Origin of the sequence: Streptomyces sp. URMC 123 (genome assembly GCF_051386515.1) — a bacterium.
In the GTDB taxonomy this organism is placed as follows: Bacteria; Actinomycetota; Actinomycetes; order Streptomycetales; family Streptomycetaceae; genus Streptomyces.
The window spans coordinates 1-14054 of sequence record NZ_JBPQTV010000164.1 but is presented as its reverse complement, the minus strand read 5'-3'; the positions used below and the strand labels follow the sequence as shown (position 1 = coordinate 14054).

Annotated in this window: 9 protein-coding genes and 1 pseudogene; 5 read left to right on the top strand and 5 right to left on the bottom strand. The window is 73.7% G+C overall.

Going from position 1 to position 14054, the window contains the following annotated elements; genetic code table 11:
* From ACSNOD_RS19205 to ACSNOD_RS19195, 3 genes and pseudogenes are all read right to left on the bottom strand, one after another.
* Nucleotides 1-195: pseudogene (locus ACSNOD_RS19205) on the bottom strand (malto-oligosyltrehalose trehalohydrolase); the annotation flags it as partial.
* A gap of 209 nt (nt 196-404) precedes the next feature.
* The gene (locus ACSNOD_RS19200; protein ID WP_436768204.1) at nt 405-1322 is read right to left on the bottom strand and encodes a GNAT family N-acetyltransferase; all 918 of its coding nucleotides are present in this window, start codon (nt 1320-1322) and stop codon (nt 405-407) included.
* 310 nt (nt 1323-1632) lie between these two features.
* A complete protein-coding gene (locus ACSNOD_RS19195; RefSeq protein WP_436768203.1) occupies nt 1633-3108 on the bottom strand; it encodes an FAD-dependent oxidoreductase in 1476 nt (491 codons plus the stop codon).
* Between the two features lie 89 nt (nt 3109-3197).
* Between ACSNOD_RS19195 and ACSNOD_RS19190 the strand changes: the two genes are divergently transcribed.
* Nucleotides 3198-4163: a LysR family transcriptional regulator gene (locus ACSNOD_RS19190; RefSeq protein WP_436768202.1), complete on the top strand. Its 966-nt coding sequence runs from the start codon at nt 3198-3200 to the stop codon at nt 4161-4163.
* Nucleotides 4164-4222: 59 nt separating this feature from the next.
* On the opposite strand, the gene treY is transcribed toward ACSNOD_RS19190, so the two are convergent.
* Together treY and glgX are read right to left on the bottom strand one after the other, a co-directional pair.
* Nucleotides 4223-6694 (bottom strand): malto-oligosyltrehalose synthase, encoded by a 2472-nt coding sequence (treY, locus tag ACSNOD_RS19185; protein WP_436768201.1) that lies wholly within the window; start codon nt 6692-6694, stop codon nt 4223-4225.
* A gap of 177 nt (nt 6695-6871) precedes the next feature.
* A complete protein-coding gene (gene glgX, locus ACSNOD_RS19180) occupies nt 6872-8992 on the bottom strand; it encodes a glycogen debranching protein GlgX (protein WP_436768200.1) in 2121 nt (706 codons plus the stop codon).
* A 232-nt stretch (nt 8993-9224) separates the two neighbouring features.
* On the opposite strand from glgX, the gene ACSNOD_RS19175 reads away from it, so the two are divergent.
* From ACSNOD_RS19175 to ACSNOD_RS19160, 4 genes are all read left to right on the top strand, one after another.
* A complete protein-coding gene (locus ACSNOD_RS19175; protein ID WP_436768199.1) occupies nt 9225-10076 on the top strand; it encodes a Tat pathway signal sequence domain protein in 852 nt (283 codons plus the stop codon).
* A 49-nt stretch (nt 10077-10125) separates the two neighbouring features.
* A complete protein-coding gene (locus ACSNOD_RS19170; RefSeq protein WP_436768198.1) occupies nt 10126-11451 on the top strand; it encodes a copper amine oxidase in 1326 nt (441 codons plus the stop codon).
* Between the two features lie 170 nt (nt 11452-11621).
* Complete coding sequence (locus tag ACSNOD_RS19165) at nt 11622-12896, top strand: SAV2148 family HEPN domain-containing protein (RefSeq protein WP_436768197.1); 1275 nt, start codon at nt 11622-11624, stop codon at nt 12894-12896.
* Nucleotides 12897-13144: 248 nt separating this feature from the next.
* On the top strand, nt 13145-13876 hold the full coding sequence (locus ACSNOD_RS19160) for a 3'-5' exonuclease (protein ID WP_436768196.1): 732 nt from the start codon (nt 13145-13147) through the stop codon (nt 13874-13876).
* Nucleotides 13877-14054: the final 178 nt, after the last annotated feature.

Genomic DNA, 14054 nt, shown 5'->3' with positions numbered 1-14054 from the left:
CCCCATGGCCCGCCACCAGCCGGGCCGCGCGGGGTGGCGGGCCATGGGGTGGCGGTCCGTGGAGCGGGCCCGCTCCCCGGGGAGGGCGCCGGGCCGCCCCCGGCCCTCGACGCCTTCGACGCCCTCGGTATCGGTGATGTCCTCGATCAGCAGATCCACGCGCTCCGCGTTCGGTGCCCATACCTCGAACAGCACTGGCGACCCCCTGTCCTCGGCCGCCGGGCCCGGTGACCTCCACCGGGCCCGGCGGCGCCGCGTCTGCCGGCTCCGCGTCCGCTCGCCCCTCTCCATGCTGCGCCCCGTGGGCGCCCGGCGCAGCGGTGCGTCGCTCAGGACGCGCCGTTCCCGGCCGTTCGCCGCGCCCTGCTCAGCCCTGCCGGGACCGACGGGCTGCAGGAGAGGGCTCAGACGAGATTGACGCGCTCCTGCGCGATCGGATACCCAGCCCTGGCGAACGCAGCGGCCATCGGGCGGTTGTCCTTGTCGGTCGCCGCCACGATCCGCTCGGCCCCCTCGGCGACCAGCTTCCGCGTGCACTCCACCAGCAGCTCGTACGCGTAGCCGCGGCCCCGCCGCTCCGGCAGCACCCCGATGAAACCGATGCACGGGCCACCGGGGTTGTGCGCCGGGATGTGCAGCCCGACCGGCCGCCCCTCGGCGGTGAAGGCGCACTGCCACCAGTCGCGGGGCGACGGCAGCCAGCGCAGGAAGTCCAGCTCCTCGCGGGCGGCGGCCAGCGGGCCGTGCTCCTCGGTGGCGCGCCGGGTGTGGGCGTCCAGGCTGCCCTCGCCGATGCGGCGCAGCAGGTCCAGGATCACCTCGTCGTCGGGCTCCGGCCGGAACACCAGCCGGCCGGGCCGCTCCGGGAGCCCCGCGGCGGGCGTCCACTCGTAGCGGTAGCGCTCGACGAGCGGCCGCATCCCGGCGGCCGTCGCCGCCGCGATCCGCGCCTCGCCCGCCGCCCGCACGTCCGCCCGCGCCCGCCAGCCGGGCGGCAGCACCAGGTCGTACTCGGCGTACAGCGGCGCCCGGCGCAGGAGTTCGGCCGCCGCGTCGGCCTCGCCGTCGGCGAAGTCGAACCAGTCGAGGGCGACGGGCCGGTCGTCCTCGGGCCCGCCCCACCAGGCGGCCCGCGCCACGACGGTGCCCCCGCGCAGCGCCACCCAGGTCCAGTCCGGCCGGTACTCACCGCCGAGGTGCCGGGGCAGCCAGCGGTGCCCCAGGAGGGAGCGGCCGACAAGACCGGGGGCGAGCCGGGCGTCGAGGGTGTCGAAGAGATGGGTGTCGTTCTCGGTCAGTGCGCGCACGACGAGATCGGACATGAGAGTTCCTTCCGGAAGGGATCGACGCGCGCTCCCGGAGGATGGAGCCCAAGACGTGGCAGGCGGCCCCGCGTTCCCGAGGGCGGGAAGCGGCAGCGTCCGTGACGGCTCAGGCGCGGAACGCCCTGCGAACGGGGCGGGAGCGCATCGGGGTGACGGGGTACGACATCGCTCTCGCCTCCTTCCGTACGCGGCGGGCGTCCCGAACACGCTAACGACCCCCACCGGCCGCCGTCCACGGCTTTTCCGCGCCTGGCGAGCGACTTCCGGTGAGGCGCGGGGACACCCGCGGCGCGATCACCGCCGTCCGTCAGTGCTGGTGCAGGCCCCGGCCCGCCAGGGTGAGGAACGCCTCCCCGACCGCCTCGGAGAGCGTGGGGTGCGCGTGAATGTGCCGGGCCACGTCCGCGGGCTCCGCCTCCCAGCCGACGATCAACTGGCTCTCCGCGATCATTTCGGAGACCTGGGGCCCGACCAGATGCACCCCCAGGACGGACCCGGACTCCTCGCTGATCACCTTCACCATGCCGCCCTTGCCGTGCACCATCCCCTTCGCCACAGCGGTCAGCGGCAGCATGCCGACCCTGACCGTGTCGCCGGCCCGTTCCCGCGCCTCCTCCTCGGTGAGCCCCACGGAGGCGGTCTGCGGACTGCTGTACGTGACCCGGGGCACGCCCGCGTAGTCCACCGGGACGGTCGCCAGGCCGGTCAGGGCCTCGGCCACCAGCAGGCCCTCGGCGAACGAGGCGTGCGCCAGCCCCAGGGAGGGCGGCGGCAGCAGGTCCCCCACCACATGGACCCCGGGGACGGCCGTCTCCAGCCGCGACCAGTCGGCCGGGACCACGAAGCCGCGTCCGTTCGTCGTGAGCCCGGCGGCGGCCAGGTTCAGGCCGTCCGTCACGGGCACCCGCCCGACGGCCGTCAGCAGGCGCTCGGCGGTCACCACCCGTTCCTCGCCGCGCGCTGTACGGACGACGGCCCGGACGCCGACACCCTCCGTGCGCCCCGCGTCCAACAGCCGCGCGCCCGTGAGCATCTCGATGCCCCGCTTCTTCAGCGCCCGCCCCAGGTGTCGGCCGACATCGGCGTCCTCCAGCGGCAGCAGCCGGTCGGCCGCCTCGACCAGGGTCACATCGGCGCCCAGGGAGCGGTGGAAGGAGGCGTACTCGACGCCGATCGCGCCGCCGCCCAGCACCAGAACGGACGCCGGCAGACCGGGTGCGAACAGGGCGTCGTCACTGGTGACGACCGTGACGCCGTCCGGCTCCAGGCCCGGCAGTATCCGTGGGGCCGAGCCCGTCGCCAGCACCAGGCCCCGGCGCGCGGTGAGCGTACGCCCGCTCACCCGGACCGTGCGGGGCCCGGCGAGCTCGGCGCCGCCGCGGACGATCCGCACGCCCGCGGCGGACAACTGCGCTTCCAGCACGCGGTGGTTGCGGGCGACGATGTCGTCCCGGGTGGCGGTCAGCGCGCCCCAGTCGACGGTGTCCAGGGTCGCCTTCACGCCCCAGCGCTCCCGCGCCTCCGCGATGCCGTCCATCAGCTCGGCGGCGTGCAGCATCGCCTTGCTGGGGACACAGCCGCGGTGCAGACAGGTGCCGCCGACCGCGTCCCGTTCGACGAGTACGGTGTCGAGCCCCAGCGCGGCGGCGCGCAGCGCGGTGCTGTAGCCCCCCGTGCCCCCGCCGATCACGACGACATCGGCATCGGAAGGGGCATGAGCGCCGGCCGCGGCCGGCTGAGAGGAGGCGATCGGAGAGAAGGGCATGTGATCGAGAGCGGCCATGGCTCCACTGTCCGCCCGCCCCGCGCCATGAGTCCAAGGCAATAAAGTTGTCGTACCGATGAAGCGTGTTCATGGGGGGAGGGGGCGCGATGAGCCTGCGGCAGATGGAGTACTTTCTGGCCGTCGTCGAACAGTCCTCGTTCACGCGCGCCGCCGAACTGCTCCATGTGACCCAGTCCGCGCTCTCCCACCAGATCAAGGCGCTGGAACGGGAGATCGGTGGCGCGCTGCTGGAGCGCCTGCCGCGCGGAGTACGGCCGACCCCCATGGGGCGCGCCTTCCTGCCCCACGCCGAACACGCCGTACGGAGCGCGGGCCAGGCGCGCCGTGCGGCACGGGCCGCGGCCGGGGCCCGGGGTGGCGAACTCCATGTGGCCACCCTGCACTCCATCGCCATCGGGCTGCTGCCCACGGTCATCGGCGCCTGGGGGCGCGACCACGGCGGGGTCCGTCTGGTGCTGCGCGAGTACGCCTCCACGGCCGAACTGCGCGAGCAGTTGGAGCGCGGGGTCGCCGACCTCGCCGTGGGGCCCCGGCCCGAGGCATGGCAGGGGCCGGTGGTCCCCATCGGCGGCGAGGACATCGTGCTCGTCGTGCCGCCGGGCGACCCCCTGGCGCACCGCGCGTCGGTCCGCCTCGCGGAGCTGGCCGACCGGCGCTGGGTGCGGTGCTCGATGGAGCACACGGTGGAGGGCAAGTTGTTCCTTGACTGGGTCTGCGAGCGGGAGGGGTTCACGCCCCTCACGGCCGTGCGCACCGAGCACGCCTCGACCGCCGTGCGGATGGCCGCGTGCGGGGGAGGCATCCTGCTCACCCCGGGTCACGTCGTCGACGCGACGGTGGGCGCGGGCGCAGCCGGCCCGCACGGGCACGCGGTGCTGGCCTTCGATCCGCCCTGGCGGCGTGAGCTGACCGTGTTCTCCCGGGTGGAACTCACAGGAGCGGCGGCGGCCTTCGTGGAGCTCCTGCGAACGGCCGACAGCGCGGGCGACAGTACGGCCACCGGGACGGCCGGCAGGATGGTGCGCACGGCCGACAGTACGGTCGCCCGCTGAGCCCCCGGCGGGACGGGCCGCCCTGACCGCCGCGCCCCGGGTCCCGGGTCACTCCCGGGTCACTCCCGGGTCAGGAGGGCCACCGGGCGGGCCCGCAGGAGGGTCGTGACCGGGGTCTCGCCCTCCGCCCGCTCTCCGGTCAGCGCGTCGCGCCACCGGCCCGGCGGGAGCGGGAGAACCGTGTCCCGCCAGCCGCCCGAGCGGGACAGCCGGTGCGGGAGCCGGGTCACGGCCGTCAGCGCCGACCCGGCCCGGCAGAAGGCCACCAGGTGGTCCGCCGCCGACCCCCGCGCCGTCAGCGGCTCGTACCCGCCCGCCGCGCCGAACCATTCGGGGTGCGCCCGGCGCAGCCGCAGCGCCGTGGCGGTGAGCAGCAGCTTCTCGTCCGACAGCCCCGGCGGCTCCGCCCCCTCGTCGAGCGCCGCGAGACACCGCGGGTGCAGCCGCGGCGGCCTGCGGTTGTCCGGGTCCACCAGCGCCGCGTACTCCTGCTCCGAGCCCTGGTAGACGTCCGGCACGCCCGGCATCGTCAGATGGAGCAGCGCGGCGCCCAGGATGTTCGCCCGCGCGTACGGGTCGAGGGTGCGGCTGAACGCGGCCAGTGTCGCCATCGGCGGCCCGCACGGCCCCGCCGTCACGAACTCCCGCACGGCCTCCTCGTACACCGGGTCCGGCTCCGTCCAGGAGGTGCGCAGGCCCGCCTCGCGCGCGGCCTTCACCACCGCCGGCACCACCCGATCCGGGTGCGGGTAGCCGAAGCCGAACGCGGTCTGCCAGGCCAGCCAGGCGAGATGCGGGTCGGGGGCGCGGGAGCCGCCGGCGCGCGCCGTCTCCTTCGTCACCCGCTCCAGCACCTCGCCCCACTCCCGCGGCACCTCCGTCAGCAGCGCCAGCCACGCCCGTACGTCCGCGCTCCGCTTGGTGTCGTGCGTGGACAGCACCGTGCCGCCGTACGGCCGGTCGCGCAGGGAGCGGGCACAGAAGGCGTGAAAGCCCTCCGGCGTCACGGCCGGCCGGCCCGGCTCGCCGCCCACCTCCGCGGCCGAGAGCAGCGGCACGAACCGGTAGAAGGCCGTGTCCTCCACCGATTTGGCCCGCAGCGCCGACGAGGTTTGAGCGAAGCGCGCGCAGAAGGCGTGGTGGTCCGGGGAGGTGCCCAGCCTGCCGAGCGCGAGGTCGCGGACGACCTCGACGGTGTCCGCCTCCTCGGGCACCGTGAACGCCGCCCGCGCCCGGACGGCCGCCGTCGTGAGCATCTCGGCGTCGACCGCCGAGACCTCCTCGCCCGGCACCGCGTACGGCCGGTAGACGGGCAGGTGCAGCAGCATCGCGCGGATGGCCGTGCGCAGCGCCCAGGGCGCGTGGTCCCGGGTGGCCGGGTCGGCCGCGCAGATCCGGGCGGCCGTGCGGGTCAGGAAGTCGACCTCGGCGGCGAGGTCGTGGGTGACCACGCGCTGGGCGGCGCGCCGGGCCGTCGCCGGCCACTCGCCGCCCAGGTCGGCCGGGGCGTCCGTGAAGTCGGTGTAGCACCGCACGAGGTCCGGCAGCCCGTCCGGGTCGACGAACAGCCCGTCCACCTGGCGCAGCGCGTCGTAGCCGGTGGTGCCGGCCACCGGCCAGTCGGCCGGCAGCCGCTCGTCGCCGGTGAGGATCTTCTCCACCACGATCCACCGCTCGCCGCCGGCCTCCTCGCGCACTCTCCGCGCCAGCCGGCGCAGATAGCCGGCGGGGTCCGCGAGCCCGTCGGGGTGGTCCACCCGCAGCCCCTCCACGACGCCGTCGCGCAGCAGCGCCAGTACGGTCGCGTGGGTGGCCTCGAACACCTCCTCGTCCTGGACCCTCACCCCGATCAGGTCCGAGATGGTGAAGAAGCGGCGGTAGTTGAGCTCCGTACGGGCCAGCCGCCACCAGCACAGCCGGTACCACTGCCGGTCCAGCAGCTCCGGGAGCGGCAGGCCGGCGGTGCCGGGGCGCAGGGGGAACGCGTGGTCGTGGTAGCGCAGCACGTCCCCGTCGACGACCAGCCGCGGCAGTTCGTCGGCCAGCCGGCCGCCGAGCACGGGCAGCAGCACGCGGCCGGAGGGGGCGCCCGGGGCGCCATGAGCGCTGCCGGGGGCGTCCTTCGGGGGCGGGTGCGCCGTCCAGTCGATGTCGAACCAGCGCGCGTATCGCGAGCCGGGGCCGTCCCTGAGAACCTCCCACAGCGCCCGGTTGAGCCGCTCCGGGGCCGGTACGGCCATGTGGTTGGGGACGATGTCCAGGACCAGCCCCAGGCCGTGCTCGCGGGCCGTCGCGGCCAGGGCGCGCAGCCCCTCCTCGCCGCCGAGCTCGGCCCGTACGGCGGAGTGGTCGACCACGTCGTAGCCGTGGGTGGAGCCCGGCACCGCCTCCAGGACGGGCGACAGATGCAGATGGGAGACGCCGAGGGAGGCCAGATACGGCACGGCCTCCCGTACGGCGGAGAACGGATGGTCCGGCTGCAGCTGGAGCCGGTACGTGGCGGTCGGCGGCGGCACGGGCTCAGGGTTCATGGGAACGTACGTACCCCCGGACGCGGCTTTTGCGCCTGTCTTACGCCGGACGCTGCAGCACGGGCCGCGCGCCGAGCGCCCGGCGCGGTTCTCACGCCGGGCGCCGTGCCACAGTCCTGGCGCCGGCCGGCCGCCGCGCCACAGTCCTGGCGCCGGCCAGGCGCCCCGCCACCGTCCTCACGCCGGGCGCTGCAACACCGTGAGGCTCCGGTCGATCAGCGTCAGCCGGTCGCCCGCCTTCACCCGGCGCCCGCTGCCCGGCTCCAGCAGCTGCGACAGCGCCGTGTCCACCACCACCTGCCACTGCTTGCCGTGGTTGACCGGGACGGTGAAGTCGAGCGTGCTGTCCCCGGCGTTGAACATCAGCAGGAACGAGTCGTCCGTGATCCGCTCCCCCCGGGAGCCGGGCTCGGAGATCGCGTTGCCGTTGAGGAAGACCGTCAGCGACTTCGCGTGCGCGGCCTGCCAGTCGCGCTGGGTCATCTCCTCGCCCTCCGGGGTGAACCAGGCGATGTCGGAGAGGTCGTCGTGGGTGCCCTCCACGGGACGGCCGTGGAAGAAGCGCCGCCGCCGGAACACGGGGTGGTCGCGGCGGAGCCACACCATCGAACGGGTGAACTCCAGCAGGGACGTGTCGTCGTCGCTCCCGCCGCCCGGCCAGCGCACCCAGGACACCTCGTTGTCCTGGCAGTACGCGTTGTTGTTGCCGCCCTGGGTGCGGCCGAACTCGTCGCCGTGGCCGAGCATCGGCACGCCCTGCGAGAGCATGAGGGTGGCGATGAAGTTCCGCTGCTGGCGCGCGCGCAGCCGCAGCACCCCGGGGTCGTCGGTGGGCCCCTCGGCCCCGCAGTTCCAGGACCGGTTGTAGTTCTCCCCGTCCCGGTTGTCCTCGCCGTTGGCCTCGTTGTGCTTGTGGTCGTAGGAGACCAGGTCGGCGAGGGTGAAGCCGTCGTGACAGGTGACGAAGTTGATGGAGGCGATCGGGCGCCGGCCGTCGTCCTGGTAGAGGTCGGAGGAGCCGGTCAGCCGGGAGCCGAACTCCGCGAGGGTGCGGGGCTCCCCGCGCCACAGGTCCCGCACCGTGTCGCGGTACCGCCCGTTCCACTCGCTCCACAGCGGCGGGAAGTTGCCCACCTGATAGCCGCCCTCGCCCAGGTCCCAGGGCTCCGCGATCAGCTTCACCTGGCTGACAACGGGGTCCTGCTGCACCAGGTCGAAGAACGAGGACAGCCGGTCGACCTCGTGGAACTGGCGGGCGAGGGTGGCGGCCAGATCGAAGCGGAATCCGTCCACCCGCATCTCGGTGACCCAGTAGCGCAGCGAATCCATGATCAGCTGGAGCACGTGCGGGTTGCGCATCAGCAGCGAATTGCCCGTGCCGGTGGTGTCCATGTAGTAGCGCGGGTCCTCGCTCAGCCGGTAGTACGAGGCGTTGTCCAGGCCGCGGAAGGAGAGCGTCGGCCCGAGGTGATTCCCCTCGGCGGTGTGGTTGTAGACCACGTCGAGAATGACCTCGATGCCCGCCTCGTGCAGCGCCCGCACCGCCGACTTGAACTCCAGGACCTGCTCGCCGCGATCCCCCCACGACGCGTATCGGTTGTGCGGGGCGAAGAAACCGATCGTGTTGTAGCCCCAGTAATTGGCCAGATTCGCATCCACCAAACGGTGATCGTTCACGAATTGATGCACCGGCATCAATTCGAGGGCCGTCACCCCGAGTTCCACGAGGTGCTCGATGACCGCCGGATGGGCGAGCGCCGCATAGCTGCCGCGCAGTTCCTCCGGCAGCTCCGGGTGGAGCATGGTCAGCCCCTTGACGTGCGCCTCGTACAGCACCGTGCGGTGGTAGTCGGTGCGCGGCGGGCGGTCGTCGCCCCAGTCGAAGTAGGGGTTGACCACGACCGAGGCCATGGTGTGCGGCGCCGAGTCGAGATCGTTGCGCTGGTGCGGCCGGCCGAAGTGATAGCCGTAGACCGCCTCGTTCCAGTCGATCTCGCCGCTGATCGCCCGCGCGTACGGATCGAGCAGCAGCTTGGCCGAATTGCAGCGGTGCCCGTTCTCCGGCTCGTACGGGCCGTGCACCCGGAACCCGTAGCGCTGCCCGGGCATCACCCCCGGCAGATAGGCGTGGCGCACGAACGCGTCGGACTCGCGCAGCTCCACCGCCGTCTCCGAGCCGTCGTCGTGCAGCAGACACAACTCGATGCGGCTCGCGGCCTCGGAGAACACCGCGAAGTTGGTGCCGGCGCCGTCATAGGTGGCACCGAGGGGGTACGCCTGACCCGGCCAGACCTGCATATGTCGACTCTTCCACTTCTGCTCCGGACTCCGCGAGGAGGCGAATCACGAGGAGGCGAATCCCCGGCCGAATGAGAATCCTTGCCCAGCCATCGGGGCCGTGGGGTGGTTTCGTCGAATCCTCCTCGAAAGTAGGGCAACCTCCTACGAGGTCGGTTCGTCCTATCGGGTGAACCACGGCATACTCCGTATGCTCTCCGAACCGGACACGACGGGGGAAGAGGGGGGAAATATGCGCAGGTTGAACGGGCTGTTACGGCGTCACCTCGGCACGGTGGTGGCGGGCGGCGCGGTGGCCCTGGCGGCCACCGCTGCCATGATCGGGGTCACTCTGCCGAGTGACGCGGGAGCGGCGAACGAAACCTCCGCCGCGGCGAGAGGCGCGACGGCCGCCGGCCGGGACTCCCCGGGGGACACCGCCGGGGACACTCCCGGGGGACGGGACCGGGGCGCCCCCGCGCCGGGCGTCGTCGAGGCCCCGGCGCCCCGCGGCGAACAGGGCGCCGGGCGCGACGCCCTCACCGACGCCGAGGTCGAGCGCGCCGAGCGGCTCGCGCTCGCCGGCCGGCGCACCGCGGGGGAGAACGTCCGCGGCCGGCCGGGCCCCCAGTGGCTCGGCACCGAACTCGCCGAGCCGCGCCCGACCGAGGTCGGACAGGCCGACCCGCCCCGCCGCGCCGAGATCGCGCAGTACGACTACGGCACCGAGACCCTCGTCACGACCGTCGTCAACCTCACCACCGGAGCGGTGGAGGACACCCGCACCGCACGCGGCGAACAGCCGCCACCCACCCGCGACGAGGCCGTGGAGGCCGTCCGGGTGCTGCTCGCCAGCCCCCTCGCCGACGGGCTGAAGAAGGACTTCAAGGACGCCACGGACAAGGACCTCACCGACCCCGGGCAACTGGAGACCACCGCGATGACCTATCGCGTGGGCGAGGAGAACAGCGGCCCGCCGGCGCTGCGCGCCTGCGGCGAGCACCGCTGCGTCCGGCTCTTCCCCAAGGTGCGCAACGGGCCGTGGATCGACGCCCGGCACCTGATCGTCGACCTCAGCGACCGCACCGTGGGCCGCGTCCAGTAGCCGCCGCGCGGGACCTCCCGCGGACGACCGAGAGCGGAGTCATCAACGCATGCAGGACAGACGATTCCACCCTGCCCGGCGCCGGCTGCCCGCCGCCGCCGCGCTCGTGGCGCTGCTGGGCGCCGCCGTGACCGCCCTGGGCCCCGTGCCGGCGCGGGCGGCGCCATCGGCCCCGGGCGACCCGGTGCTGCCCGGCATCGGGTGCGGCCCCAACTCCATGATCGAGAAGACCCTGGACGGCGGCACCACCTGGCGCATGTGCTGGCGCTACGAGTCGAAGGCCGGCCTGGTCCTCGACGGCGTCAGCTACCAGCCCAAGGGGGAGCCGCGGCCGATCCGCGTGCTGACCACGGGCGCGCTCGCCCAGATCCATGTGCCCTACGACGACGGCAAGGCCGAGTACGACGACCTCACCAGCTACGGGTTCGGCGACGGCGTGCAGCCCCTGGCGCCCCAGGAGTGCCCCGGCGGTGTGATCAAACAGGTCAAGCTGCCACGGGCCACCCCGGTCAACGGGCTGTGCGTCACCACACGGGCGAGCGGTCACGCCTACCGGGCCGCCGCGGACGCGGGCGACAAGGTGTGGACGGCCCAGGGCAAGGACCTGCTGGTCTACACCGTCAACAAGGTGGGCTGGTACGAGTACATCACCGAGTGGCGGTTCGCGGCCGACGGCACCATCGCCACCCAGGTCGGCGCCACCGGCAACCTCTCTCCGTTCGACTACGACGCCGGGGACGACCGGGGCTGGCCGATCGGCAAGGGGCCGAAGTCCAAGGCCACCAGCCACAGCCACAACGTGTTCTGGCGGCTCAACTTCGGCCTGGACGGCTCGTCGAAGGCGAAGGTCCAGCAGTTCGACTCCACCACCGTCAACAAGCCGGGGGAGCCGCCCACGACCACCACCCGCGGCACGGACGTCACCAAGGAGCTCGCGGGCAACACGGCGCCCCAGCGGTGGTGGCGTATCGTCAGTACTGCGGGGCGCAACGGGGACGGCCACCCGCGCTCGTACGAACTGGTCCTCGGCAACAGTGACAAGTACCCCGGCCGCCCGTACACCCGCAACGACGTCTACTTCACGCAGTACAACGGGTGTCAGAAGTTCGCCAGCCACAACACCGACTGCGGCGGCGGCACCAGCGTGGACTCCTGGGTCAACGGGCAGGCGCTCGAATATCCGATCGTGTGGGTCAACGTCGGGTTCCACCATGTGGCACGGGACGAGGACCAGACCCCGATGCCGGTGCACTGGCAGGGGTTCCGGCTCAGCCCGCGTGACGTCACCGCCATGAACCCGCTCACCCCGCCCGAACTGGCCGACCAGAACGGGCAGCCCGGCATGCCGCCGCCGGCCGAGCGCACCGGCCGCTGACCGGATCGGCCCGACATCGACCGGATCGGGCCGGTGCCGGTCGGACAGTGCCGAGTACTGATCGGACCCGACCGGAGACCTCGTCCGCCTGAGGGTTCCGGGTGCACCGCCTCCCGCCCACGCAGTAGTCTTCCTTGATCGTGGAACGGGGGGCGGAAGGCGGTGCACAGGTGAGCTCGGGAGGGCTGGAACTGCCCCCTGGCGACGGCGACCCCGAGCGGGGTACGGACGCGCTCAAGGGCGGTGGTGCCACGGACGTCCCGCCCGGAGCGGTGTCCCTGGCCCGGCCGATGGAGATCGGCGCGGAACTCGACTGGGGCACCGACGCGTGGAGCGAGGTGCGCACCCGCGCCCGGCGGGCCGGCCGCGCCTACATCTGGCTGAATCTGGTCGAACAGCGGCTGCGCGCCGTGGTCGCTGCGGTGCTGCGGCCCGTGTACGAACCGGTGCACGGCGACGAGTGGGTGGTGGCGGCCGCCGGCCCCGCGGGCCAGGAGTGGGTCCAGCGCGCCGTGGCCGTGCGCGAGGTCAGCCGGCGCAAGGGCTATCTGCTCGACCCGGCGGACGACAACGTGCTCAGCTTTCTGACGCTCCCCCAGCTGCGGGAGCTGGTGGTGCAGCACTGGCCGTGCTTCGAGCCCTATCTGGACGACCGCCGGGACCTCGAACTCGCGCTCGACGAGCTGGAGGTGGCCCGCAACGTCGTCTCCCGCAACCGGGCGCTCTCCGAGACGGTGCTGGCCCAGGCCGAGCGGGCCTCCGCGCGGCTGCTGGAGATCCTCGGCGGCGGCGCCGGGGCGCCGTCGGGCGACCGGCTGCCCGTGGACGCCGTCGAGGACCTCGTCGGCGACCGCTACGCCGACGTCGTCAGCGTCCACTCCGACCGGGTGCGGCTCCAGCGCCAGCTGCCGGCGGAGGACCTCTTCAGCGGCGCCCGCCGGCTCGACGCGATCGGCATAGGCCTCAATCTGCTGGTCCAGAACTACTCGGGGCGGCGGCTGGTGCGGCTCGCGGAGGCCGGCTGCCGGGCCCGGCTGCTCTTCCTCAACCCCGCCAGCAGCGCGGTGCGCCGCAGGGAGCGGGAACTGGGGCTCAAGAAGGGCGAGCTGAGCCGCTCCGTCGAGACCAACATCATGCACATGCGGCGCGTCCGCGACCGGCTGCGCATCCCCTCCCCGGGGCACGCCGAGGGCAGCTTCGAGATCCGGGTCTTCGACGAGACCCCCCGCTTCACGGCCTACCTCGTCAACGGCGACCGGAGCGACGGGCTGGCGGTCGTCCAGTCGTATCTGCGCAGGGCGCGCGGGATGGAGGCCCCGGTGCTGGTGCTGCGCTCGGGCGGGCGCAACCTCGTGCACGGCGAGGGCGGGGGAGAGCCGGGTCTCTTCGACACCTATCGCGAGGAGTTCGAGAGCGTCTGGGTGGATTCGCGCCCGGTGTCCTGATTCTGGCTCTTTGTGCGGGTTCGACGGGCGGGGGCGGGGCGCCGCGGGCGCATGCGTGGGTGCGCGTGGGATGCGTGTGGGGTGTGCGTGGGGTGCGCGGACCCCCAGGTGCCGCCGGTTCGGCAGGTGTTGTCAGTGGTGCGTGGGAAGGTGAAGACCGTCGGGGCCCGATCCCTCGGGCTCCCGGCGCCCCGAGCCATGGGCTCGCACGGGCACGCACCGCACAACGGGGAAGAGGAGGGGTCGTCATGGGCTGGCACCGGGAGGCGCTGGTCGGCTTCGACCTGGAGACGACCGGCACGGACATCGAGCGGGACCGCATCGTGACGGCGGCGCTCGTCCGGCTGGAGCCGGGCGGCGGTGGCGCGGTGGCGGACCGCCGCACCTGGATCGTCGACCCGGGCGTGCCGGTCCCCGAGGAGGCCGCCGCCATCCACGGCATCACGTCCGCGTACGCCCGGGAGCACGGCCTGCCCGCGGCGGAGGGCGTCGAGCAGATCGTTGAGGCGGTGGCCGACGTGCTGCGCTCCGGGCACCCCCTGGTGGTGATGAACGCGCGGTACGACCTGTCGCTGCTCGACCGGGAGTGCCGTAGGCACGGGCTGCGCCCGCTCGCCGCGCGCCTCGGCAGGGCGCCCGGCCCGGTGATGGACCCGCTCGTGCTCGACAAGCACGCCGATCGCTACCGCAAGGGCCGGCGCACCCTGGAGGCGCTGTGCGCCCACTACGGGGTGCGGCTCGCGGGGGCGCACGAGGCGGGCTCCGACGCGGTCGCGGCGGCCGAGGTGGCCCTGCGGATAGGGGAGCGGCACCGGGAGCTCGGTTCGATCGACCCCGAGGCGCTCCACGACCTCCAGATACGGGCGGCGGCGGAGCAGGCCGCCTCGTTCCAGCGGTATCTGCGGCGCACCGACCCGGCGGCGTTCGTCGAACCGGCCTGGCCCGTGGTGCCGGCCCCCTCGGCGGCCCGCCGGGGCTGACCGGGCTGACCGGGCTGACGGGACGGACGGAGCCGACGGACCGACGGGGGGCCGGCCGGGCCGCCGCGGTGCGGGCCTCGGTACGGGTCTGCGTACGGGTCTCGGTACGGGCCTCGGCCGGGGCCGGTGGTCCGGGCGCGCACCGGGGCCCGGCGGGGGCCGCCGGGCCCCGGTGCGC

Bases quoted from the DNA above. Each gene is read 5' to 3' on its own strand.
- ACSNOD_RS19190 (WP_436768202.1), top strand. From the start codon at position 3,198: ATGAGCCTGCGGCAGATGGAGTACTTTCTGGCCGTCGTCGAACAGTCC.
- treY (WP_436768201.1), bottom strand. From the start codon at position 6,694: ATGAACCCTGAGCCCGTGCCGCCGCCGACCGCCACGTACCGGCTCCAG.
- ACSNOD_RS19170 (WP_436768198.1), top strand. From the start codon at position 10,126: ATGCAGGACAGACGATTCCACCCTGCCCGGCGCCGGCTGCCCGCCGCC.
- glgX (WP_436768200.1), bottom strand. From the start codon at position 8,992: ATGCAGGTCTGGCCGGGTCAGGCGTACCCCCTCGGTGCCACCTATGAC.
- ACSNOD_RS19195 (WP_436768203.1), bottom strand. From the start codon at position 3,108: ATGGCCGCTCTCGATCACATGCCCTTCTCTCCGATCGCCTCCTCTCAG.
- ACSNOD_RS19200 (WP_436768204.1), bottom strand. From the start codon at position 1,322: ATGTCCGATCTCGTCGTGCGCGCACTGACCGAGAACGACACCCATCTC.
- ACSNOD_RS19175 (WP_436768199.1), top strand. From the start codon at position 9,225: ATGCGCAGGTTGAACGGGCTGTTACGGCGTCACCTCGGCACGGTGGTG.
- ACSNOD_RS19160 (WP_436768196.1), top strand. From the start codon at position 13,145: ATGGGCTGGCACCGGGAGGCGCTGGTCGGCTTCGACCTGGAGACGACC.